The following is a 22,172-nucleotide window of genomic DNA, read 5'->3' as shown; positions in this document are numbered from 1 at the left end:
CCGTAACGAGAGGGTTGCGGGATTCGGGGGATGCCATGACAGAGGAGCGATCGATGCAGATCGGCGAGCTCGCGGAACGGACGGGCCTGTCCATCCGCACGCTGCGCCACTACGACGAGATCGGCCTGCTGCGCCCCTCGGCCCGCACCGAGGGCGGCTTCCGCCTCTACACGCGCGACGACGAGTCCCGCCTGCTGCTCATCCGCCGGATGAAGCCGCTCGGCTACACGCTGGAACAGATGGGCGAGCTGCTCACCGTCGTGGACGGGCTCACCGCGCACCCCGCAGACGAGGCGCTGCGCGCCCGCCTCGCCGAGATCCGCGACGAGGCGCACCAGCGCCGCGACGACCTGCGGCGCAAACTCGAGGCGGCCGACGAGTTCGTCGCGCAGCTGGCAGCGCGATGACCGCGCACGACCTCTCGCTCGAGGGTTTCGGCATCCGTCTCGCCCCGGCCGATCCCGCCGACGCGCCCGCGGCCTGGCCGCTCACCGACGCCGAGCTGTGGCGCTGGATGACCACGCCCTGGGCGGAGTCCGTCGAAGCCTACGCCGCGCGCGTCGCGCAGCAGCGGCAGACGCCGGGTCTGTACGCGTTCACGGTCCGGGATGCCGCCACAGGGGAGGTGCGCGGGTCGACGACGTTCTCCGAGCACGTGCCCGCGCAGAAGCGCGTGGAGATCGGCACGACCTGGTACGGCCGGGCGTTCCAGGGCGGCCGCACGAACCCCGCGGCGAAGCTGCTGCTGCTCGCGCACGCGTTCGACGTGTGGAGCGTGAACCGCGTGGCGTTGCGGTGCGATGCGCGCAACGAGCGCAGCGCGCGAGCCATCGAGCGCCTCGGCGCGACGCGCGAGGGATGCCTGCGCCGGCACCGCATCGCCCCGGACGGCTCGGTGGGCGACACCCTGTACTTCTCGATCCTTCGCGAGGAGTGGCCCGCGGTGCGCGCGGGTCTCGAGCGGCGCCTGAGCGAGTGAACACCTCGGCGCCGTCGGAACCGCCCCGCGGCGGCCGCGGCGGGGGAGCGGCCTGCGCCGTGTAAGATCGTCTGTTGGAAGTGTGTCCGAGCGGCCTAAGGAGCATGGCTGGAATCCATGTAGGCGGGGTAACTCGCCTCGCAGGTTCAAATCCTGTCACTTCCGCCACACGAAGAGCGTCACCCGACAGGGTGGCGCTCTTCGCGGTTCAGCCCACCGGCTCGCGTTCGCGAGTGCTGTCCCCCGCGCCGGGGCGCACCACGAGCGAACGGGGGAGCACCCGCGAGATCACGCGACGCACCGGGCGCACACCGGAGGACAGGCGCGTGCGCACGCGCTCCACGGCCGCCACGAGGGCCGGGCCCCGCTGCGGGTCGAGGGCGTCCCCGGCGTAGCTGACGCGCTCGAGGTCGACACGCAGCAGGTCCACGTCGTCGGCGGGGGCGCCGTGCTCCGCGACCAGGCGCGCGGCGAACGCGCGCGGCGACTCGGCGCCGGGAGCGGGGATGCCGAGATCCACCGCGTCCTCCTGCATCGCCGTCCAGGCCGCCACCGCATCCCCGCCGCTTGCGGCGCGCAGACGTCGACGGCGGAGCACGAGCCGAACGACGGCGGGGGCGCCGGTGATGGACAGCAGGGCGAGCACGGCGAGCAGCGCCGGGATCCAGGCCGTCGCGCCGCGGCCGCTCCCGCCGACGCCCGTGGCCTGCGGGGCGTCGGGGTCGCCGCGATCGGCCTGCGAGGGCGCCGCCGACGGCTGCGCCTCGGGGGCGGCGGCATCCTCTTCGGGAGTGGTCGGGGTCGTGCTGCCTCCCGAGGTCGAGCCCGAGGCGAAGTTCGTGGGCACGCCGAGACTGTTCGTGGGCTCGAACGGCACCCACCCGACGCCCTGGAAATACACCTCGGGCCACGCGTGCAGTTGGCTGGAGGTGACGGTGTACTCGGTGCCGCCCTGCTGGGCGATCCGCGAGGCGGAGCCGGGCAGATAGCCGACGACGATGCGGGCGGGCATCCCGAGCGATCGCGCCATCACGGCGAACGCGGAGGCGTAGTGCACGCAGTACCCCGACCGCACCTGCAGGAACTGGGCCACGGCATCCAGTCCCGCTCCGTCGAATCCGGCGTCGACGGGGGCGTCCAGCGAGTAGCGGAACGCGCTGCTACGGAACCACGTCTGCAGGGCGAGGAGGGCGTCGTAAGGCGAGGTGGTGCCCGCGGTCACCTCTCTCGCGGTGTCGCCGATCACCGCGGGGACGTCGGCCGGGAGGGCCGTGACGTCGGCGCCCAGACCGGGGTCGCCCACGGGGCGGCTGCGGATCTGTTCCAGCGTGGGCCGGGGCACGCTCGCCTGCACCTCGTACTGCTGATCGCGCGTCGACCCCGCGCGCGTGACGATCGTGCGGTTCTGCGGCATACCGAGCCAGTCGCCGTCGAGCCCGGTGACGGTGGAGGCCGGGTAGGGCACGGGCAGCCAGGGGCTGTCGAGGTCGAGGACGGTGACATCGGTGGTCGCGTCGGCCAGCGCGACGTCGCCGTCGGCGCCGACCGGACCGAACACGGGCGCGTCGGCGGGGACGGGCACGGTGTCGGAGCTGTCGGGCGACCACACCGCGCCGTCGAAACGCGAAAGCGTCACGGCGCGCAGGTACGGCGCGGTGGCGGCGGTCGTGCGGACGGTGAGGACGTCGACCTCGCGCGGCTGGCGGAGGTCGTTGCCGAGCTCGAGGTTGGGGTTGATCGTGGTGCCGCTGCCGCCCGACCCGCCCGTGGCGAAGCGCAGGCCCGGTTGCGGCAGGAGGGGAGTGGCGACCACCGCGACGATGACCGCCACCACCGCCACGGCGAGGGCCGTCACCGAGGCACCGGTGCGCCGCGACGGCACCCGGTGGCCCCGGGTGGCCGCCCGTGCCCGCGTGTCGATGCGCAACAGGAAGAGCAGGGCCGCGGCCAGCAGCACGAACCCGACGATGTCGACGTCGGAGGGGATCGCGATCGTGGGGATCAGCGAGACCGCGACCAGCCCCACGCCGGCCAGCAGCGGCATCCGCGCCGTCAGCACGACGTGATCGAGCACCAGCGCCAGGGCGCCCACGGCGGCGACGAGCAGGAACGCCAACCCCGTGTCGGGCGCAACGGGGGCGATGCCGAGCCGGATCTCCTCCGACGCCCCGGCGAACAGTCCCGGAACCGCGGCGAAGGTGGCGGGTGTGGGGATGACGCCGAGCAGGGCCGTCGAGCGACCGAACAGCGCGGTGAGCACGGCGACCCAGACGACCGCCTCGACGACGCTCGCCACCAGCGCGGGCAGGCGCGCGAGCCGCACGAACAGGCCCGCGGCCAGCACGGCCGCGGCCAGGCCCGCCGCGCCCGCCACCCAGGGGCCGGGGGCGATCACCGAGAACGCCGGGAGGAGCGCCGCGATGATCGCGACGTAGAGTCCCCCCGTCAGCAGTGTCGCGTCGCGCCGACGTCGGGGCGTGCGCAGCTGCGTCACATCACCGGTCGACACGCGCGTACCCTCCCTCGATCGCGTCATCCCAGGCAGCGGCGATGTCGCCGCCCGGGACGACGTGCCCCGCGCGCCAGCCCCCGGCACGCAGCCGGCCGAGCTCGACGTCGTCGGCCACCACCAGCAGGACGGGAAGGGCGGAGCGTTGCGCGACCGCCCCGAGCGACGCGCGGTCATCGGCCTGCAGCCCACCCGTGATCACCACGACGGGCCCCATCAGCGCCGAGGCCGAGGCCGGCACGATCCGTCGGGACTCGTCGTCGGGGCGGGCGCGCAGGGCCGCGAAGCCCGCGGCGGTCGCGCGAGCCTCCACGTCGTCTCCGCCCGCGACGGGATCGGCGAGGAGGCTTCCGTCGCTGTCGATCACGTCGACGGTGTAGCCCTCGTGCACGAGCCGCGCCATCGCCGAGACGCAGGCCGTGACGGCCGTCTCGAACGCCGGGTCGCTGCCGGCGGCGTGGGTGGCCATCGGCGACCAGCGCGAGACGGCGCGGTCGAGCACGACGGTGGCCGCGGGGCTCGATTCCTGCTCCTCCTGGCGCACCATCAGCATGTCGCGATGCGCGCTTGCCCTCCAGTGGATGCGGCGCATGGAATCGCCGGGCGCGTACGGGCGGGCGACGAGGTTGTCGGCGCCTTGACCGAGCTGCAGCGTGGTGGTCTGGCGGGTGCCACCGGCCTCGCCCGACGCGGGGGGCAGGGCGGTCAGCTCGCGGACCGTCGGCGCGACCGTGACGCTCGTCGTGCGCCCGAGGGCGATGCGTCGGCGCAGCAGGCCGAACGGGTCGGTCGTGGTGACCTCGAAGGGCCCCAGGGCGTGGATGCCGCGCGAAGCGCCGACGACGTCGTACCGCACCTCGATCGCGCCTCCGGTGCCCGTGAGCGAGGCCGCCGCCGCCGGCGAGACGCCCTCCGCGTGGCCCGAGAGGCCCGCGGGGAGGATGTCGCGCCACCGGCCGGGGGCGGTCGGCAGAGCGCTGCGTATCCCCGCCCGCACGACGACGGTGGCCGGTCCCCCCACCTCGGGCACGTCGGGTGAGACGACCCGGGTCACCGCCCCCGCGGCGCGGGTGAGCAGCAGCACGACGGCGGACGCCCCCAGCAGGGCCACCAGCAACGTGCCGAAGTAGAGCAGCTCGGGGATGCCGGCTCGCTGGGCGATCAGGAACGACGCGGCCGCCAGCAGCACGGCCCCCGTCCCGCGCAGGGTGAACGGCCACAGGGCCGTCACTCCGGCCGTGCTCCGGCGCTCACCGGCGGCTCGGCGTCCGCGTCTCACGCCCGACCTCACGCGCGGGAGGCGAGGGGCACCCGCACGCTCGCGGCGATGCGCTCGAGGGCGTCGACCACCACGGCGGCTCCGGCCCGACCTCCCGCGGCGGACCGGTTGGCGATCAGACGGTGGGCGAACACGGGTGAGAGCAGCGCGGTGATGTCGTCGGGGATCACGTAGGAGCGGCCGTCGAGCGAGGCCCGCACCTTCGCGGCGCGCACGAGCTGCAACGTCGCGCGCGGGCTGGCACCGAGGCGGATGTCGGGGTGGCTGCGCGTCGCCCGGGCGAGGGCGACGACGTACTCCTCGAGAGCGGGCGCGACGTGGACGCCGCGGGCCCAGGCGATCATGGCGGTGACCTGACGCGCGGTGACGACCGGCGTCAGAGCGTCGAGCGGATTCACCGTGTCGCGCTGACGGAGCATGAGCGCCTCGGCGGCGGCATCCGGGTATCCCATCGACACGCGCATCAGGAACCGGTCGCGCTGGGCTTCGGGGAGCGCGTACGTGCCCTCCATCTCGAGAGGGTTCTGCGTCGCCACGACGAGGAACGGCGAGGGCAGCACGTGGGTGCGGCCGTCGACGGTGACCTGACGCTCCTCCATCGCCTCGAGCAGCGAGGACTGCGTCTTGGGCGAGGAGCGGTTGATCTCGTCGGCGATGACGATGTGCGCGAACACCGCTCCCGGGGTGAACTCGAACTGCCGCTGCACCGGGTTGAACACCGACACGCCCGTGATGTCGCCGGGCAGCAGATCGGGGGTGAACTGGATGCGGCGCACGTCGGCGTCGATCGTGGCGGCGAGCGCCCGCGCCAGCATGGTCTTGCCCACGCCCGGCACGTCTTCGATGAGCAGGTGCCCCTCGGCCAGGAGGGCGATCAGGGCGCTCTCGACCGCCTCGGGCTTGCCGTCGATCACGCGCGACACGGATGCCAGGATGTCGCCGGTCAACCGTGCGAACGACGCCTCGTCGAGGGCGGCGTCGGCCGCCGGGCGGGCGGTGTCGGTGCGGCGCATCCGTGATGCCGCCTCGGGCGTGACCGTCTCGTCCATGGCATCCCTTGAGTCGCGGGGTGGAGGCGCATCGTCGCCGCCGTGACCCGATCGTAACCTGCGCCGCGGGCGCGGGGGCCGGAAACCGCCCGGTGCACAGGCGTCGCTCGGGTCGTGTGCGTCCGCCCTAGGATCGGGGAGCGTTGGTCCACCCGAGGAGCCCGCGCATGTCCGATGCCCCCCTGTCCCTTCCCGCCTTCACGCACGTGCTCGCCGTCGACATCGGCGGCACGAAGGTGGATGCGGCGGTGGTGTCCCTCGAGGGCGAGGTCGTCCGCTCCAGCGTGACGCGCCGCCCCACCGGGCGCGAGGCCGGTCGCGACGAGATCGCCCGCAACGTGCGCGGGGCCGCCCAGGCCGCGCTCGCCGCCGCGCCCGGGGCCCGCGTCGGCGCGATCGGGGTGGGCAGCGCCGGGCCGGTCGACCTGCCGTCGCGCTCGGTGTCGCCGCTGAACCTCCCGCTGGCCGCGGGCCTGCCGATCGACGATGTGCTGGGAGGCCTCGTCGACGGCCCGATCCACCTGGCCCTCGACGGCACCTGCATCGCCCTCGCCGAGCACTGGCGCGGCGCCCTGGTGGGCTGCGACGACGCCCTGGCCATCGTCGTCTCGACGGGCGTGGGCGGCGGCTTCGTGATGGGCGGCCACCCCGTCTCGGGCGCCAGCGGTAACGCGGGGCACCTGGGCCAGATCTTCGTGCGCACGATCGAGGGCGACGAGGTCGCGGCATCCACCCTCGAGGCCGTCGCCGCGGGCCCCGGCACCGTGGCATGGGCTCGCGCGCAGGGATGGGAGGGCGAGACGGGCCTCGACCTCGCCGCCTCGCACGCGGCCGGAGACCCGATCGCGATCGCGGCCGTCACCCGCTCGGCCACCGCGGTCGGGCAGGCCATCGCCGCCGCCGCGACCCTTTGCGACCTCGAGGCGGTCGCCATCGCCGGCGGCTTCTCGCAGGTCGCCCCCGACTACATCGACCAGGTGCGCGCCGCCGCACAGGCGGCGTCCCTGCACGCCTACGCACGGCGCTGCCGCGTCGTCGGGTCCGGTCTCGACGGCGACGGTCCCCTGCTCGGCGCCGCGGCCCTGGCCCTTCGGGCGTGAGCGCAGGGAGCGTCCGGCGTCGACCGGCGGTCACGCGAGCGGGAGCGCGGCGGCCGCCATCAGCACCACCGACACCGTCATCGCGATGATCTGCGCGCGGTCCAGGGGAGCCGGCATGCGACGCAGGGCGAAGATCGACACGGCCGCGTGACCGACCACCGCGCCCACCAGCACGGGCGCCAGGCCCACGCCGTGCGCGTGCGCGGCCCCCGCGGCGTGACCGCCCATGCCGAGCTGCAGCGCGGCCATCACGACCATGCCGAGCGTCGTGTGCAGCGTCATGAGCGGCGGCACCTGCGGCAGGCGCCGCTGGCGCGGGCGTCGCCAGAACGCCAGGATCACCGCCGCCCCGAGCAGCAGTGCGGTCCACCACACCGGGGCGATCGCGCCGAGGAGTCCCGCATCGAGCATCGCCAGCAGCATGAGCACGGATGCCATGACCTCGGGCGGTCGCACCCGCGCGCGGTCGGCGGCCAGACAGCAGGCACCGACCGCGGCGGGGGCGACCGCGGCAGCGTGGAGGATCTCGCTCATCGGGTCAGCAGTGGTGCCCGGCGCCGTGCCCGTCGTGACCGTGCGCGCCACCGTCGTGACCGTGTGCGCCGGGTGCCGGAGCGCAGTGCGTGTCCGCCGGCGCAGGGACGTTCAGCACGGGGCTGCGCTCGAAGAAGTTGTACGGCTTGAGCGTGAACTTCGCGTAGTCCATCGGCATGACGGGCCAGTCCTCGTTGCGCGGGAAGTGCGTGAGGCCGAACGTGTGCCAGAGCACCACGTCCTCGCCCACGAGGTGCTCGTCTCCCGCGATGAACGCGGGGATTCCGGCGCCGCCGGGGTGCTGGTTGACGAAGTCCCCGGCCGCGTACCGCTCGTCGGGGTCGTACTTGGTGACGAAGAGGTTCTTCGTCGCGAAGGCGGCGCGCGCCGCGATGGAGGAGGAGTCGTCGGCGAGGAGCACGGGCGTCTCGGTCGGGAACAGGACGTACGAGGTCGCCTGCCCGCGCTCGGTGGTCTTCTCGGTCGACGCGATCTGCCAGACCCGGTTCACGGCGCCGTCGGCGATGCGTCCCGACACCTTCTCCGACGTGATCGGCGTCACCTTCTTGGTGAAGGCATTGCCGGCGGGGTTGGTGGCCGAGATCGGCATCCGCACCGCGTCGATCTCGTTGACGACGTTGGCGACGCCGTCGACGGTCATGTCCAGCCGCGCCGAGAAGAGGTGCTGGTGGTACGGCGCGCCCAGGCCCGGGGCGACCTCGGACGCGAAGGGATACCCCTCGCCCGGATAGGCGGAGGTGAACAGGATGCCGGTGAGCTTGGCCTCGCACTCGATCGTGCCGTCGAGGTAGAGGTACCAGTAGAAGCCGTAGTCGTAGTTCCCGACCGTGGTGAAGAACGAGATCACGAGCCGGCGGGCGCGGCGGACCTCGCTGGAGCCGGTGAAGATGTCGGTGTGCTTCCACAGGGAGCCGAAGTCCTCCTCGTGCATGCAGACCGCGTTGCGGATGGTGCGCGGCATCCCGTTCTCGTCGGCCAGCACGGCGTCGACGTAGGTGATGTCGCCGACGCAGTCGCATCCGAGTTCGAGCTCGTTCGTGTAGCGGCCGAAGAGGTACTCGCCCGTGTCGAAGTAGTTCTGCCAGAACCGGTTGGGGGCGGGGTCGGCGTAGGGCACGACCATCTCGCTGATCGAGCCGCGATACATCACGGGGCGGCCCGCGAACGACAGCTGGCGCAGGATGAGCCCCTCGCGGGTGTCGAAGCCGATGCGCAGGTCCCACTCGCCCCACGTGACGTGTTCGCCGTCGACGGTGAAGCTCGACCCCTCGGGCTGCGTGATGACGATCGGCTTCAGTCCCTCGAGGGGTGGTCCCTGCAGGGCGGGGTCGTCGAAGTTGCCGCTGGTCTCGGGCACGGCGAAGCCGGGGGTGTCGACGATCTCGATGATGCGGCGGTCGGCGACGTCGATGTAGGCGGTGAGGCCGTCGACCGGGTGCGCCCAGGGGTGGTCGGCGGGGTGGTCCTGCCGGAAGGCGAAGGTGCGCAGCACGCGACGGCCCACCTCGTTCTCGTATCCGTAGTGACCGGCCGACAGCGGCACGAGCACGACGTCGGCGGTGGTGAGGCCGCGCGCGGCGAGGGCGGCCACCCACTCGGCGCTGTCGCCGGCGATCACCCCGACCTCCTCGAACTCCGCGTCGAGGATCGGCAACTGCCCGTCGGAGCCGTCGAGCTCGGTCGCTCGCAGCACGGCCCCGGTCGCGAGCGAGACGACGAGGTCGAGCGAGTGCGCGGTGCGCAGGTTCAGCAGCTGCACGCGGGCACGACGCTCAGGTGCGGCGGTCTCGCCGCGTTCCCAGGCGAGGACGTCGCCCTTGGGCGCCTCCTCCAGGCCGACGTAGGCGAATCGGGTCGCCTCGTCGACGCCCTCGAGGCCGGCGACGATCGCGCGGACGGCGGTGATCTCGGACGGGGTGAGGGAGGCGAGCGGGTGGGCCGGCGCGGCGGGGGCGGTGAAGTCGGAGACGGTGGGATCGGTGAGGGTCATGGTGTCTTTCCTGGGTGGAACGGGTGGGGAGGGGGAGGTCAGCCGGCGATCGCGTCGGTGAGCTTGGCGTACGCGGCGGGTCGTCGGCGGCGGATCCAGGCGCCCTGGACGTACCCGAACGCCGGGACGACGACGGCCAGCGCCAGCAGCGACCAGGTCACGGCGCCGAAGACCGGGGCGCCGTCGGCGTCGACGTCGCCGACCATGACCGGGAAGTACGCCACGATCACGACGGCGCAGGCGGCCAGGCCGGCGAAGCCGAGGGCGGGCGCCACGACGGTGTTCCACGCCCGGCGATCGGCGCGGTTGCGCGCGAAGTAGACGATCACCGCGATGGAGGTGACGGCCATGAGGGCCACGATCGCCACGGTCGCGACTCCCGAGAACCAGGTGAACACCTGCAGCAGCGGGTCGAGCCCGAGCACCGCGAACACGGCGAGGAGCACGCCCGCGGTCGCGGTCTGCACGATCGAGGACACGTGCGGGGAGAGGTGACGCGCGTGCACGCCCGACAGGCGGTCGGGCAGCACGCCCGCGGCCGACATGGCGTGCTGGTAGCGGGTGAGCACGTTGTGGAACGACAGCACGCACGCGAACATCGACGTCAGCAGCAGCACGTTCACGAGCACCTCGCCCACCGCGCCCAAGTAGATCGCGACCGTGCGGAGCATGAGCGTCCCGGGGTTCTCGGCGGCGGCATCCATGATCCCCGCCGGCCCCCAGGCCATGATCAGCCCCCAGGCCGACAGCGTGTAGAAGACGCCGATGCCGATGACCGCTCCGTAGGTGGCGCGGGGGATCGTGCGGTCGGGGTCGCGCGCTTCGTCGCGGAAGATCGCGGTGGCCTCGAACCCGATGAAGGCCGCGATCGCGAACATGAGGCCCACCCCCGGTGAGCCGCTGATCACGTTGCTCGGCTCGAACGGGGCGAGGCTCAGGCCCTCGGGCCCGCCGTCGACGACGACGGCGGCCACGAGCACGAGCACGATCGCCACCTCGGCGATCAACAGCACGCCGAGCACCTTGCTCGACAGGTCGATGTGCCGGTAACCCAGCACGCCCACGAGCGCGACGGCGGCCAGGGCGTAGAGCCACCACGGCAGATCGGGTCCGCCGACCGAGACGACCGTGATGCCCAGCAGGTAGCCGATGTAGCCGTAGACGGCGACCTGGATGGTCGTGTACGTCAGCATCGCGGTCCACGCGGCGGCGAGACCCGACGGGCGCCCCAGGCCGTAGCCGATGTAGGTGAAGAACGCGCCGGGGCGGGGCACGTGGCGCGTCATGGCCGCCAGGCCCACCGCGAACAGGAGCAGGATGACGGCGCTGACGGCGTACAGGGCGGGGTACCCCACGCCGTTGCCGATCAGGATGCCGAGCGGCGCGGCCCCGCCGACGACGGTGAGGGGGGAGGCGGCGGCGACCACCATGAAGACGATCGCCGTGACGCCCAGGGAGCCGCGGAGTGTCCGCGAGGGGGCGGCCGCGGTCCCCTTCGATTCGAGCTGGGTCATGTCGGAGCCTTTCGGTTGCGGGTGTGCGACCGAGACTGCTCCCGCGGCGTTGCCCCGCGATGTGACGCAGGTGAAAGTGCCCGCACGCCGACTGAGACAGGGCCGACGCGGGGTGTCCCAGTCGCGGATACGCGCGCGAAACATCGGTGTCGCGGCGGTGCAACGGTCGCGGCGTACGGTCGCACCGAGTCCACGGGGAGCACCATGACCGCACTTGCCCGCGCCATCGCCCGGCCCACACCCGTCGCCGGTTTCGGCGCGCGATCGCCGCTGCACGGCCTGGAGCGCCGTTCCATCGGCCTCGTCGACGTGGCCGCGCAGTCGGTCGCCGCCGTCGCGCCCGCCGCGGCGGCGACGACCGTCGTGCTGCTGGTCAGCGGGGTCGCCCCGGATGCCACGGTCGCCGCGATCATCGCGGCCGCGGTGCTCAGCCTCGGCGTCGCGCGGACGATGTCGCAGTTCGCCCGCCGTTTCGCCGCCGCCGGCGCGCTGTACACCTACACCGCGCGGGGGCTGGGCGCCCGCGCCGGGCTGGCGGCGGGGGCCGCCATCGTGGTCGGGTACGGGGCCATCGCGATGTTCGCCCTGCTCGGCTGCGCCTACTACCTCTCGTACCTGCTCGGGGGGCTGTGGCCCGCTCTCGATCGCGGGACGACGGTCACGGTGGCGCTGGTCGCCGAGGCCGTGGCGGTCGCGGCGGTGCTGGTGGCCGGCATCCGTCTCTCGGCGCGTGTGGCGCTCGTGGTCGAGGCCGTCTCGGTGGCCCTCATCGTGGCCCTGCTGGGGGTGCTGCTGGTGTTCATCGGCCCGGTCGACGTCGTCGCGGCGGTGACCCCCGGTCGGGTCGATCCGGTCGCGTTGGCGGCCGGTGCCGTCGTCGCGCTCACGGCCTTCGTCGGCTTCGAGTCGGCGGCGACGCTGGGAGTGGAGTCCGTCGCGCCGCTTCGCAACGTCCCCCGCGCGATCACGGGCACGGTCGTGCTCTCCGGGGCGGTCTACGTGCTCGCTGCGCTCACCCAGGTCTCCGGCTTCCACGCTCTCGGTCTCGACCTCGCCGACAGCGCCTCTCCGGTGAACGACCTCGCGGGTGCGTTCGGGTGGGGGCCGTGGGGCGTCGTGGCCGACGTGGGCATCGCCGCCTCGTTCCTCGCGTGCGCGATCGGATCCCTCACGGCGCTCACCCGGGTGCTCTTCGCGATGAGCCGCGACGGCGTGCTCCCCGCCCGGCTCGGACGCACGCACGCGCGGTGGCGCACGCCGGTCGCCGCGACCGCGGCCGCGCTGCCGGTCATCGGGGGCGTACCCGTGCTGATGTCGATCGGGGGGATCGACCCGCGGGAGGGGATGCAGATCACCCTGGCGGTCGGGGCCACGGGCTACATCGTCGCCTACGTGCTCGTGTGCGTCGCCGCCCCCGTGTTCCTGCGGCGTATCGGGGAGTTCACCCTGTGGCCCGCGGTCACCGCGGTCGTGTCGGCCCTGGCCCTGGCCGCGGCCCTCATCGCCTTCCTCACGGTCGGTTCCGACCGCGCCGGGCTCCTGAGCGTCGCGGGGGTGACCCTCGTCGCGACGGTGGTGGTCGTCCTGGTCGGGCGTCGCCGGCGCCCGCTCGCTCTCGGGGCGTACGACGAGCCCGTCGCGGCGCAGGTGCTCGGGGGGATCTCGCCGCCGGAACGGGGGAGCGGTGACTGAGCGCGCGGGGCTCGCGGCACGCCAACCCGGTGCGGTCCGGTCGGCGTTGGCGGTGCTGGAGGCCGTCGCGCACCTGGGCGCCGGCGTCAGCGCGCAGCGCATCTCGACCGAGCTGGGGCTTGCCCGCGCGACGACGTACCGCCTGCTCAATCTCCTGGTCGAGGACGAGTACCTCGTGCGCACGCCCGACCTCACCGGTTTCGCCCTCGGGGCGCGCGTCGCACACCTCGCCGGGGTGGTCGCGGCGCCCGTGCGGCTGCCGTCGGCCGCCCGCGCGGTGCTCGCCGACGCCCGTCGCGCGGTCCGCGGGGGCGTCCACGTGGTGCTCTTCCCCGACCACCGCTTCGTGGTGGTCGACGCCGACCCCGACTTCCCGTTCTCCGACGAGGCCCGGATGGTGCGCGAGCCCGCGCGCTACGCGCTGGGGCGCCTGTGGCTCGTGACGCGCGGCGACGGCGTCGATGCGCGCGTCGCGGCCGACTATCGACGGCTCGGCGTCACGCGCCAGAGCGGCGAGGTGACGGCGACGACGGGATGCCTCGCGCTCCCGCTGCGCGATGACACCGGCGGCACCGTCGGGGCGCTGGGCTTCTCCGGCGCGCGTCACCGCGTCGACGACCCCGCCGAGGTGATCCGCCTGCTCGACCCCGCGGCGCGGGCCCTCGCCCCCCTCGTGGGCTGACCCCGGTCGGCCCCCGCGCGCGCGTCCGGTAAGCTGTACACGGCTCTCCGCGTGGCGGTATCCCGGCCAACTCCCCCAGGACGGAAACGTAGCAAGGGTAACCAGGCTCTACCGGGTGCGCGGAGGGTCTTTTCTTTGCCCGGAAACCCCGAGGCCGCCCCTCAGCCGCGGGCGAAGGGCCCGTCGAGCACCGCCCACTGCAGCAGCATGATGGTCTTGGCATCCTGGATCGATCCGTCGCGGATCATGGCCACAGCCTCGTCGACGGGGTACTCGAGGATCTCGATCTCCTCGTCCTCCTCGGCCAGGCCTCCCCGCTCGCCCACGCCCGCCGATCCGTCGTAGGCGGCGGAGAAGAAGTGCAGGCGCTCGGTCACGGATCCGGGGCTCATGTACGCGTCGAACACGTGCTGCACCTCGTCGACCCGCACGCCCGTCTCCTCCTCGGCCTCGCGACGGATCGCGGTGACGGGGTCGTCGTCGTCGAGCAGCCCCGCGGCCGTCTCGATCAGCATGCCGTCGGGGTGATCGTTGACGTAGACCGGGTAGCGGAACTGCCGCGTGAGCAGCACGGTGCGTCGCACCGGGTCGTACAGCAGGATCGTCGCGCCGTTGCCGCGGTCGTAGGTCTCGCGCGTCTGAGTCGTCCACGTCCCGTCGTCTCCGCGGTACCGGAACGTCGTCGCGCGCAGGACGTGCCACCCCGCCGCGAGGAGGTCGACGTCGTCCACGCGCACGCGGGGATTGCGGTCGAGGTCGCGTCCGGTGAGGTGGAGGCCGGTGCGGCCGCGATGGTCGGGCGAGGTGGTGCCCGGGCGAGAGGGGGTGTCGGTCATAGTCGGAACAATAAGGCAGAAACGTGCAAGAATGCGAAGCATGATGCTCGCCGCCGCCCGGAAAGACGCCCTCCTCGATCGACTCCGGCGCGACGGACGCCTCGTCGTCAAAGACGTCGCCGCCGAGCTGGGCCTCTCCGAGGACAGCATCCGACGCGACCTGAGAGATCTGGATGCCGCCGGCCTCGCCGTGCGCGTCTACGGGGGCGCTCTGCCGGCGTCGCCCGCCGTGGCCGACTACGCCGCGCGCGGCGAGGTCGCCCAGGCCAGCAAGCGACGCGTCGCCGCCGCCGCCCTCGCGCTGATTGAACCCGGATCGACGGTGCTGCTCGACGGCGGCACCACCACTCTCGCGCTCGTCGAGGCCCTGCCCCGGTCGTTCGCGGGGACGGTGATCACCCACTCGCCGACGATCGCCGCCGCGCTGCTGCACCACGACGCCGAGGTCATCGTCATCGGCGGGCGCCTGTTCAAGCACTCCGCGGTCGCGTGCGGAGCTGCGGCCGTCGAAGCCGCGCAGAACGTGCGCGCCGACGTCTTCTTCCTCGGCGTCACGGGCGTGCATCCCGCCACCGGCCTGACCACGGGGGATGCCGAGGAGGCGGCGATGAAGCGCGCGCTCGCCGCCCGGGCCGCGGAGACGTACGTGCTCGCGAGCGACGAGAAGCTGGGCGCGGCCTCCCGCTTCGGCATCCTGCCGCTCGAGGCCGTGACCGGCGTGGTCGCCGACCTCGATCCGGCCGCTCCGCTGGCCGAGGAGTTGCGCGCCGCCGGGGCCCGGCTGCTGCCCGCGGCGACGCGGCGTCGACCCTCGCCGCCCCCGGGCGGCGGCCCCCGGTGAAACGCGGATCACTCCTGATCACTCGACGCCGAAGCAACCCCGGAGCGATGTCGGAGCCCCGCAATAGGCTGAACGCGTGACGCAGAGCATCTACATCACGTCGGCCGAAGGTCATTCGGGCAAGTCCACCGTGGCCCTGGGCGTCCTCGACGCCCTGAGTCGGGTCACGCCGCGCGTGGGCGTCTTCCGCCCGATCTCGCGGTCCACCGCCGAGCGCGACTACGTGCTCGAGATGCTGCTCGATCACGACGGCGTCGACCTCGACTACGACGAGTGCGTGGGCGTGACCTACGACGACGTCCGCGACGACGCCGATGCCGCCCTCGGGCGCATCGTCGAGCGGTACAAGGCCGTCGAGGCGCAGTGCGACGCGGTGGTCGTCATCGGCAGCGACTACACCGACGTCGGCAGCCCCGCCGAACTCGCGTACAACGCGAGGATCGCGGCGAACCTCGGCGCCCCGGTGCTCCTCGTGCTCGGCGGCCGCGCCCAGCAGGGCCAGGGCGAGACCCTGGGGCTCTCGGTCGCCCGCACGCCGCAGGAGGTCGGGCAGATCGCCACCCTCGCCGTGTCCGAGCTGCTGCACGAGCGCGCCGAGGTCTTCGCCGCGATCGTCAACCGCGCCGATCCCGATCAGCTCGACGAGGTCGTGGCATCCGTGCGCCACATCATCGACGCCGCGCCCGTGCGCACGACGGGCGAGCGCCGGGCGGTCCCCGTGTGGGCGCTGCCCGAAGACCGCTTCCTCATCGCCCCCTCCATGCGCGGGGTGCTCCGCTCGGTCGAGGGCGAGCTCGTCAAGGGCGACCCGGAGCTGCTCACCCGCGAGGTGCTGGGGGTCGTGGTCGCCGGGATGTCGATGGTCAACGTGCTGCCGCGACTGAAGGAGTCCGCGGTGATCGTCATCCCCGCCGACCGCACCGAGGTGCTGCTGGCGACGCTGCTGGCGAACGCGTCGGGCACCTTCCCGTCGCTGGCCGGCGTGGTCCTCAACGGCGGGTTCGAACTGCCCGACGCCATCGTGCGCCTCATCGACGGCCTCGGTTCGTCGCTGCCCATCATCGCCACCGACCTCGGCACCTACGACACCGCGGTGCGCATCATGAACACCCGCGGGCGCTTGGCCGCCGACTCGCAGCGTCGCTACGACACCGCGCTGGCGATGTTCGAGCGCCACGTCGACACCGAGCTGCTCACGCGCGAACTCGGTGTGGCGCGTCCCAGCGTCGTCACCCCGCTGATGTTCGAGTACGGCCTCGTCGACCGCGCGCGCAGCGACCGCCGTCGCATCGTGCTGCCCGAGGGCACCGACGACCGCGTGCTGCGCGCCGCCGCCACCGTGCTCTCGCGCGGCATCGCCGACCTCACGATCCTCGGCGAGCCCATCGAGGTGCGCGGCCGCGCGATCGAGCTGGGTATCGACATCCGCGACGCCGAGGTGCTCAGCCCGTTCGACGCCGTGCACGTCGACAAGTTCGCCACCGAGTACGCGCGCCTCCGCGCCCACAAGGGCGTCACCTACGCGCAGGCCGCCGACACCGTCACCGACGTGTCGTACTTCGGCACCCTCATGGTGCACCTGGGCCTGGCCGACGGCATGGTCTCGGGTGCCGCTCACACGACGGCGCACACCATCCGCCCCGCGTTCGAGATCATCAAGACCGCACCCGGCGTCTCGGTCGTCTCGAGCGTCTTCCTCATGGCCCTCGCCGACCGCGTGCTGGTCTACGGCGACTGCGCCGTCATCCCCGACCCCACCAGCGAGCAGCTCGCCGACATCGCCGTGTCGTCGGCCGCCACGGCCGAGCAGTTCGGCATCGAGCCGCGCGTGGCGATGCTGTCGTACTCCACGGGGGAGTCGGGCACCGGCGCCGACGTCGAGAAGGTGCGCACGGCCACGGCGCTCGTGCGCGAACGCGCTCCCGAGCTGCTGGTGGAGGGACCGATCCAGTACGACGCCGCCGCCGACGCCGCGGTGGCCAAGGCCAAGATGCCCGGCTCCGAGGTCGCGGGTCGCGCAACGGTGTTCGTTTTCCCCGACCTGAACACGGGCAACAACACCTACAAGGCCGTGCAGCGCTCGGCCGGGGCCGTGGCCATCGGGCCGGTGCTGCAGGGCCTGAACAAGCCCATCAACGACCTGTCGCGCGGCGCCCTCGTCGACGACATCGTCAACACCATCGCCATCACCGCCATCCAGGCGCAGGGGAGTGCCCAGTGAGCGTCGTCCTCGTCGTCAACAGCGGATCGTCATCGTTCAAGTACCAGCTGCTCGACATGACCCGCGAGCAGGTCCTCGCCTCGGGCCTCGTCGAGCGCATCGGCGAGCCCGTCGGCATCGCCCGCCACACGGTGAAGGCGGCGGTCCTGGCGCCCGCCGACGGCCCCGCTCCCGCGGTGACGGATGCCACGTCCACGATCGAACGCGAGATCCCCGACCACACCGCGGGCTTCGGCGTCATGCTCGAGGCCTTCGCCGCGCACGGGCCGTCGCTCGAGCGGTACGCGCCGGTGGCCGTCGGTCACCGCGTCGTGCACGGCGGGGCGCGTTTCTTCGCCCCCACCGTGGTGACGCCGCTGGTCGAGATCAACATCGACGAGCTCTCGGTGCTCGCGCCCCTGCACAACCCCGCGAACCTCGCCGGGATCGTCGCGGCGAAGAAGGCCTTCCCCGACGTCGCGCACGTCGCGGTGTTCGACACCGCCTTCCACCAGTCGCTCGCGCCCGAGGCCTACACCTACGCGATCGACCGCGAGGTCGCCGAGGCCCACCGCATCCGCCGCTACGGCTTCCACGGCACGAGTCACAAGTTCGTCAGCGAGGCCGCCGCCGCGTTCGTGGGTCGCCCTCTCGGCGAGCTCAAGCAGATCGTGTTCCACCTCGGCAACGGCGCTTCCGTCGCCGCGATCGAGGGCGGTCGCTCGGTCGACACCTCGATGGGACTCACACCGCTCGAGGGCCTCGTCATGGGCACGCGCTCCGGCGACCTCGACCCCGCGGTGCTGCTGCAGCTGGCCCGTCGCGCCGACATGTCGATCGCCGATCTCGACACGCTGCTCAACAAGCGCTCCGGCCTGCTGGGCCTGGCGGGCGTGTCCGACATGCGCGACATCGGCGAGCGGCGGGAGGCCGGCGACCCCGCGGCGCAGCTCGCGTTCGACGTCTACATCCACCGCCTCCGCGCCTACGCGGGGGCCTACCTCGCGCAGCTCGACGGCGTCGACGTCATCTCGTTCACCGCGGGGGTGGGCGAGAACGCCGCGAGCGTCCGAGAAGAGGCGATGGCCACCCTCGGCTTCGCCGGCGTCGAGATCGACCCGGAGCGCAACGCCGCGCGAGAGCGCGGCATCCGTCGCATCTCCACTGACGCCTCCCGCGTCGAGGTGCTCGTGGTGCCCACCGACGAGGAGCTCGAGATCGCACGGCAGACGCTGTCGGTCACCTCCTGAGACACCTCCCCGCACTACGCTCATCACCGCGGCGCCATCGCACCGAGTCGGACGCCCGGGCACCTCAACCACCCCGTCCGAGCGCCACACCCGAGCCGCCCCACCCGATCTGGAGCCCGCCGTGACCGACACCGCCGACCTTCCCGACCTCTCATCGTTCGATGGAGTGCTGTTCGACCTCGACGGCGTGCTGACCCCCACCGCCGAGGTGCACATGCGGGCGTGGAAGACGATGTTCGACGAGCTGTTCGCCGCGTGGAAGATCGAGCCGGCGTACACCGATCGCGACTACTTCGAGTACGTCGACGGCAAGAAGCGCTACGACGGCGTCGCGAGCCTGCTGCGCAGCCGCGACGTGGAGGTGCCCTGGGGCGACCCCGGCGACGACCCGTCCGAAGACACCGTCTGCGGCGTCGGCAATCGCAAGAACGTCGTGTTCTCCCGCATCCTGCGCAGCGAGGGCATCCAGCCCTACCCGGGCTCGGTCGCGCTGCTCGACGTGCTGCAGAAGGCCGGCACCCCCATCGCCGTGGTGTCGAGCTCGAAGAACGCCGTCGAGGTGCTCGAGGCCGCCGGCATCCGCGACCGCTTCCCGGTCGTGATGGACGGTGTCATCGCCGAGCGAGACCACCTGGCATCCAAGCCCGCCCCCGACGTGTTCGCCGAGGCCGCCCGTCTGCTCGGCGTCGACCCGGCGCGCTCGGTCGCCGTCGAAGACGCGCTGAGCGGCGTGCGCTCCGCCGCGGCCGCCGGCTACGGGGTCGTGGTGGGGGTCGATCGGGGCGTCGGCGCCGACGACCTCACGGCCGCCGGGGCCACCGTGGTCGTCGACGACCTCGCCGCGTTCGTAGACTGAGCCGTCGCCTGCGCGCGACGCACCCGATCCGCCGCGCCCCCGCGGCCCCGCACCCTTGCCCGGAAGGCCCGTGATGATCGATCGCGATCGTTTCCCCATCGACGAGTGGCGCCTCGTCGAAACCGAGTTCTCGCTCGACGACGTGGGTGTCACCGAGACCCTGTTCGCCGTGGGCAACGGCTACCTGGGCCTGCGGGGCAACTCGATCGAGGGTCGCTTCGCCCTCGAGCAGGGCACGTTCATCAACGGGTTCCACGAGACGTTCCCGATCCGTCACGCCGAGCAGGCCTACGGCTTCGCCGAGGTCGGCCAGACGATCATCAACGCGCCCGACGCCAAGGTCATGCGCGTCTACGTCGACGACGAGCCCCTCTCGCTCGACGTCGCCGACGTGCGCGAGTACGAGCGCGTGCTCGACATGCGCCAGGGGATCCTGCGCCGCAACCTCCTGTGGGTCACGCCGTCGGGCAAGCGCGTGCGCATCGAGGACGAGCGCTTCGTCTCGTTCGACGAGAAGCACCTCGCCGTGCTGCGCCTGACGGTGACCGTGCTCGACGCCGATGCTCCGGTGACCGTGAGCAGTCAGCTGTTGAACCGGCAGGACGGCGAAGGCATCTACGGCGGCTCGCCGATGGCATCCAAGCAGTCCGGTTTCGACCCCCGCAAGACCGAGAAGCTCAGCGACCGCGTGCTGCAGCCCCGCGAGTACTGGCAGGACGGCGACCGCTCCGCGCTGAGCTACGAGGTGAGCGAGTCGGGCATGACCCTCGGCGTGATCGCCGACCACCTCGTCGACACGCAGAACGAGTACACGCCGCGCCAGCTCATCGAGCCCGACATCGCGAAGAACGTCTACCGCGTGCACGCGCGCGCCGGCGTCCCCACGACGATCACCAAGCTCGTCAGCTACCACACCTCGCGCGGGGTGCCCACGGGCGAGTTGCTCGACCGCTGCCGTCGCACGATCGACCGCGCCCGCGAGAAGGGCGTCGACCGCCTCGTCGAGGAGCAGATCGCCTGGTACGCCGACTTCTGGGAGCGCTCCGACGTGCGCATCGGCGGTCACGGCGACCTGCAGCAGGCCACCCGCTGGTGCCTGTTCCAGCTGGCGCAGGCCGCCGCCCGCGCCGACGGGCAGGGCGTCCCGGCCAAGGGCGTGACGGGCTCCGGCTACAGCGGCCACTACTTCTGGGACACCGAGGTGTACGTGCTGCCGTTCCTGGCGTACACCTCGCCGCTCTGGGCTCGCAACGCGCTGCGCATGCGGTACCTGATGCTGCCCGCGGCCCGCAAGCGCGCCCACCAGCTCAACGAGGCGGGCGCCCTGTTCCCGTGGCGCACGATCAGCGGCGAGGAGGCCTCGGCCTACTACGCCGCCGGTACCGCGCAGTACCACATCAACGCCGACGTCGCCTTCGCGCTGGCGAAGTACGTGCGTGCCACCGGCGACGAGGAGTTCCTCGCCCGGGAGGGCGTGGACATCGCGGTCGACACCGCACGCCTGTGGTCGACGCTCGGTTTCTGGCGTTCGAGCGACGCGGCCGACGGCGGGGAACGCGACTCCTTCCACATCCACGGCGTCACCGGGCCCGACGAGTACACCACCGTCGTCAACGACAACCTCTTCACCAACGTCATGGCGCGCTTCAACCTACGCTTCGCCGCGCGCACGGTCCGCGACCTCGCCGAGAACGACCCCGACGCGTACGCCCACATGGCCGACCGCATGAACCTCGACCCCGCGGAGCCGGAGCGGTGGGAGCGCGCCGCCGAGGCGATGCACATCCCGTTCAGCGAGGCCCTCGGCATCCATCCCCAGGACGCCGTGTTCCTGGAGCGCGAGATCTGGGACCTCGAGAACACCCCGCCCGACCAGCGCCCGCTCCTGCTGCACTTCCACCCGCTGGTGATCTACCGCTACCAGGTGCTCAAGCAGGCCGACGTGGTGCTGGCGCTGTTCCTGCAGGGCAACCACTTCACGGATGCCGAGAAGCTCGCCGACTTCGAGTACTACGACCCGCTGACCACCGGCGACTCGACGCTGTCGGCCGTCGTGCAGTCCATCCTCGCCGCCGAGGTGGGCTACCAGGACCTCGCCCTGGAGTACTTCCGTCAGGCCGCGTTCGTCGACCTCGGCGACCTGCACCACAACGCCTCCGACGGAGTGCACGTCGCCTCGGCCGGCGGCGTGTGGACGGCGCTCGTCAGCGGCTTCGGCGGCATGCGCGACCACTTCGGTCGGCTCACCTTCGACCCGCGCCTCCCGGCGGACTGGCCGGAGCTGTCGTACGTGCTGCACTGGCACGGCACGCGACTCGAGGTCACCCTCACCACCGGCGCGCTCACGCTGCGCGCCGGCGCGGAGGGCTCCGCCGTGACCTTCTCCGTCCGCGACGTCGAGTACACCGTCGAGCCCGGCGAGACCGTGCGGGTGACCCTGCACGGCCAGGGCCCCGTGCGCCCCGGTCGCCCCTCGATCCGCCAGCTCGAGGGCTCGGTGCGGGAGGACGGCTCGCTGCTGTCGGCCTCGGTGCCCATCGTCACCACGGCCATCCCCATCGTCAGCGATGACGACGAGCCGGTGGCCGTCGGTTACGACGGCTGATCCCGAACGACGCGAACGCGGCGACTCTCCACGGAGTCGCCGCGTTCGGCGTTTTCCGACCCGCGGCGGCGGTAGGGCCGGGTGCGCCGAGAACAGGCGATCCGGTGAGAACAGGGCGATATGCCGGGGGATCGGCCTGTCCTGGCGAGATCCCCTGTTCTGGTGCCTTCGCGTCCTGCCGTGTGCGGGGTCGGGCCTGCGGAGCGGGGGCTGGGAGCGGGGCGCGGGTGGGGCG

Annotated in this window: 17 protein-coding genes, 1 tRNA gene and 1 other RNA gene; 12 read left to right on the top strand and 7 right to left on the bottom strand. The window is 72.7% G+C overall.

What is annotated here, in order from left to right:
• The first annotated feature begins 35 nt into the window (after positions 1–35).
• The 3 genes from ACK4LS_RS07855 to ACK4LS_RS07845 all read left to right on the top strand — a co-directional run bounded on the left by ACK4LS_RS07855 (position 36) and on the right by ACK4LS_RS07845 (position 1,147).
• Positions 36–407: a MerR family transcriptional regulator gene (locus ACK4LS_RS07855; RefSeq protein ID WP_409715675.1), complete on the top strand. Its 372-nt coding sequence runs from the start codon at positions 36–38 to the stop codon at positions 405–407.
• Positions 404–979, top strand: coding sequence for a GNAT family N-acetyltransferase (locus ACK4LS_RS07850; protein WP_409715672.1), 576 nt, complete (start codon positions 404–406; stop codon positions 977–979). Before ACK4LS_RS07855 ends, ACK4LS_RS07850 begins: the two co-directional genes overlap by 4 nt.
• Positions 980–1,055: 76 nt before the next feature.
• Positions 1,056–1,147: transfer RNA gene (locus ACK4LS_RS07845), tRNA-Ser, on the top strand.
• A 40-nt stretch (positions 1,148–1,187) separates the two neighbouring features.
• Here the strand turns inward: ACK4LS_RS07845 and ACK4LS_RS07840 are convergent.
• The 3 genes from ACK4LS_RS07840 to ACK4LS_RS07830 are packed head-to-tail and all read right to left on the bottom strand — an operon-like array spanning position 1,188 to position 5,780.
• Positions 1,188–3,488, bottom strand: a complete 2,301-nt coding sequence (locus ACK4LS_RS07840) for a DUF3488 and DUF4129 domain-containing transglutaminase family protein (protein WP_409715669.1) — start codon at positions 3,486–3,488, stop codon at positions 1,188–1,190.
• The gene (locus ACK4LS_RS07835; protein WP_409715666.1) at positions 3,475–4,719 is read right to left on the bottom strand and encodes a DUF58 domain-containing protein; all 1,245 of its coding nucleotides are present in this window, start codon (positions 4,717–4,719) and stop codon (positions 3,475–3,477) included. Before ACK4LS_RS07835 ends, ACK4LS_RS07840 begins: the two co-directional genes overlap by 14 nt.
• 56 nt (positions 4,720–4,775) lie before the next feature.
• The gene (locus tag ACK4LS_RS07830) at positions 4,776–5,780 is read right to left on the bottom strand and encodes an AAA family ATPase (protein ID WP_409715842.1); all 1,005 of its coding nucleotides are present in this window, start codon (positions 5,778–5,780) and stop codon (positions 4,776–4,778) included.
• 203 nt (positions 5,781–5,983) lie between these two features.
• Here ACK4LS_RS07830 and ACK4LS_RS07825 point away from each other — a divergent pair, with 203 nt between their 5' ends.
• A complete protein-coding gene (locus tag ACK4LS_RS07825) occupies positions 5,984–6,916 on the top strand; it encodes an ROK family protein (RefSeq protein ID WP_409715663.1) in 933 nt (310 codons plus the stop codon).
• A gap of 30 nt (positions 6,917–6,946) precedes the next feature.
• Here ACK4LS_RS07825 and ACK4LS_RS07820 read toward each other — a convergent pair whose 3' ends face one another.
• Genes ACK4LS_RS07820 through ACK4LS_RS07810 form a run of 3 tightly spaced genes read right to left on the bottom strand, consistent with a single transcriptional unit; the run spans position 6,947 to position 10,975 of the window.
• On the bottom strand, positions 6,947–7,450 hold the full coding sequence (locus tag ACK4LS_RS07820) for a hypothetical protein (protein ID WP_409715660.1): 504 nt from the start codon (positions 7,448–7,450) through the stop codon (positions 6,947–6,949).
• Between the two features lie 4 nt (positions 7,451–7,454).
• The gene (locus ACK4LS_RS07815; protein ID WP_409715657.1) at positions 7,455–9,461 is read right to left on the bottom strand and encodes a primary-amine oxidase; all 2,007 of its coding nucleotides are present in this window, start codon (positions 9,459–9,461) and stop codon (positions 7,455–7,457) included.
• 38 nt (positions 9,462–9,499) lie between these two features.
• Positions 9,500–10,975: an APC family permease gene (locus tag ACK4LS_RS07810; protein ID WP_409715654.1), complete on the bottom strand. Its 1,476-nt coding sequence runs from the start codon at positions 10,973–10,975 to the stop codon at positions 9,500–9,502.
• Positions 10,976–11,179: 204 nt separating this feature from the next.
• Between ACK4LS_RS07810 and ACK4LS_RS07805 the strand changes: the two genes are divergently transcribed.
• The 3 genes from ACK4LS_RS07805 (at position 11,180) to ffs (ending at position 13,484) form a co-directional block, all read left to right on the top strand.
• Entirely contained in the window at positions 11,180–12,667 is a 1,488-nt protein-coding gene (locus ACK4LS_RS07805) for an APC family permease (protein ID WP_409715651.1), read from the top strand.
• Positions 12,660–13,349, top strand: coding sequence for a helix-turn-helix domain-containing protein (locus tag ACK4LS_RS07800; RefSeq protein ID WP_409715648.1), 690 nt, complete (start codon positions 12,660–12,662; stop codon positions 13,347–13,349). The genes ACK4LS_RS07805 and ACK4LS_RS07800 overlap by 8 nt, the downstream gene beginning before the upstream one ends.
• A 38-nt stretch (positions 13,350–13,387) precedes the next feature.
• An RNA gene (ffs, locus tag ACK4LS_RS07795) (signal recognition particle sRNA small type) lies at positions 13,388–13,484 on the top strand.
• A 26-nt stretch (positions 13,485–13,510) separates the two neighbouring features.
• Here the strand turns inward: ffs and ACK4LS_RS07790 are convergent.
• Positions 13,511–14,185, bottom strand: a complete 675-nt coding sequence (locus ACK4LS_RS07790; protein ID WP_409715645.1) for an NUDIX domain-containing protein — start codon at positions 14,183–14,185, stop codon at positions 13,511–13,513.
• Between the two features lie 40 nt (positions 14,186–14,225).
• Here ACK4LS_RS07790 and ACK4LS_RS07785 point away from each other — a divergent pair, with 40 nt between their 5' ends.
• The 5 genes from ACK4LS_RS07785 to ACK4LS_RS07765 all read left to right on the top strand — a co-directional run bounded on the left by ACK4LS_RS07785 (position 14,226) and on the right by ACK4LS_RS07765 (position 21,937).
• On the top strand, positions 14,226–15,026 hold the full coding sequence (locus ACK4LS_RS07785; protein ID WP_409715642.1) for a DeoR/GlpR family DNA-binding transcription regulator: 801 nt from the start codon (positions 14,226–14,228) through the stop codon (positions 15,024–15,026).
• Between the two features lie 76 nt (positions 15,027–15,102).
• Entirely contained in the window at positions 15,103–17,247 is a 2,145-nt protein-coding gene (gene pta / locus ACK4LS_RS07780) for a phosphate acetyltransferase (RefSeq protein WP_409715639.1), read from the top strand.
• Complete coding sequence (locus ACK4LS_RS07775; protein WP_409715636.1) at positions 17,244–18,476, top strand: acetate/propionate family kinase; 1,233 nt, start codon at positions 17,244–17,246, stop codon at positions 18,474–18,476. The genes pta and ACK4LS_RS07775 overlap by 4 nt, the downstream gene beginning before the upstream one ends.
• 121 nt (positions 18,477–18,597) lie before the next feature.
• Positions 18,598–19,332: an HAD family hydrolase gene (locus ACK4LS_RS07770; RefSeq protein ID WP_409715633.1), complete on the top strand. Its 735-nt coding sequence runs from the start codon at positions 18,598–18,600 to the stop codon at positions 19,330–19,332.
• Between the two features lie 73 nt (positions 19,333–19,405).
• Entirely contained in the window at positions 19,406–21,937 is a 2,532-nt protein-coding gene (locus ACK4LS_RS07765) for a glycoside hydrolase family 65 protein (protein ID WP_409715630.1), read from the top strand.
• The last annotated feature ends 235 nt before the right edge of the window (positions 21,938–22,172 follow it).

Origin of the sequence: Microbacterium sp. (genome assembly GCF_046295495.1) — a bacterium.
Taxonomy (GTDB): domain Bacteria; phylum Actinomycetota; class Actinomycetes; order Actinomycetales; family Microbacteriaceae; genus Microbacterium.
The sequence above is the reverse complement of the archived record's forward strand: the minus strand, read 5'-3'. Positions and strand labels throughout refer to the sequence as shown.

Excerpts from the sequence above, each read along its gene's own strand:
- ACK4LS_RS07790 (WP_409715645.1), bottom strand. The coding sequence starts at position 14,185 with ATGACCGACACCCCCTCTCGCCCGGGCACCACCTCGCCCGACCATCGC.
- ACK4LS_RS07805 (WP_409715651.1), top strand. The coding sequence starts at position 11,180 with ATGACCGCACTTGCCCGCGCCATCGCCCGGCCCACACCCGTCGCCGGT.
- ACK4LS_RS07825 (WP_409715663.1), top strand. The coding sequence starts at position 5,984 with ATGTCCGATGCCCCCCTGTCCCTTCCCGCCTTCACGCACGTGCTCGCC.
- ACK4LS_RS07765 (WP_409715630.1), top strand. The coding sequence starts at position 19,406 with ATGATCGATCGCGATCGTTTCCCCATCGACGAGTGGCGCCTCGTCGAA.
- ACK4LS_RS07815 (WP_409715657.1), bottom strand. The coding sequence starts at position 9,461 with ATGACCCTCACCGATCCCACCGTCTCCGACTTCACCGCCCCCGCCGCG.
- ACK4LS_RS07785 (WP_409715642.1), top strand. The coding sequence starts at position 14,226 with ATGATGCTCGCCGCCGCCCGGAAAGACGCCCTCCTCGATCGACTCCGG.
- ACK4LS_RS07850 (WP_409715672.1), top strand. The coding sequence starts at position 404 with ATGACCGCGCACGACCTCTCGCTCGAGGGTTTCGGCATCCGTCTCGCC.
- ACK4LS_RS07820 (WP_409715660.1), bottom strand. The coding sequence starts at position 7,450 with ATGAGCGAGATCCTCCACGCTGCCGCGGTCGCCCCCGCCGCGGTCGGT.
- ACK4LS_RS07830 (WP_409715842.1), bottom strand. The coding sequence starts at position 5,780 with ATGCGCCGCACCGACACCGCCCGCCCGGCGGCCGACGCCGCCCTCGAC.
- ACK4LS_RS07810 (WP_409715654.1), bottom strand. The coding sequence starts at position 10,975 with ATGACCCAGCTCGAATCGAAGGGGACCGCGGCCGCCCCCTCGCGGACA.
- ACK4LS_RS07855 (WP_409715675.1), top strand. The coding sequence starts at position 36 with ATGACAGAGGAGCGATCGATGCAGATCGGCGAGCTCGCGGAACGGACG.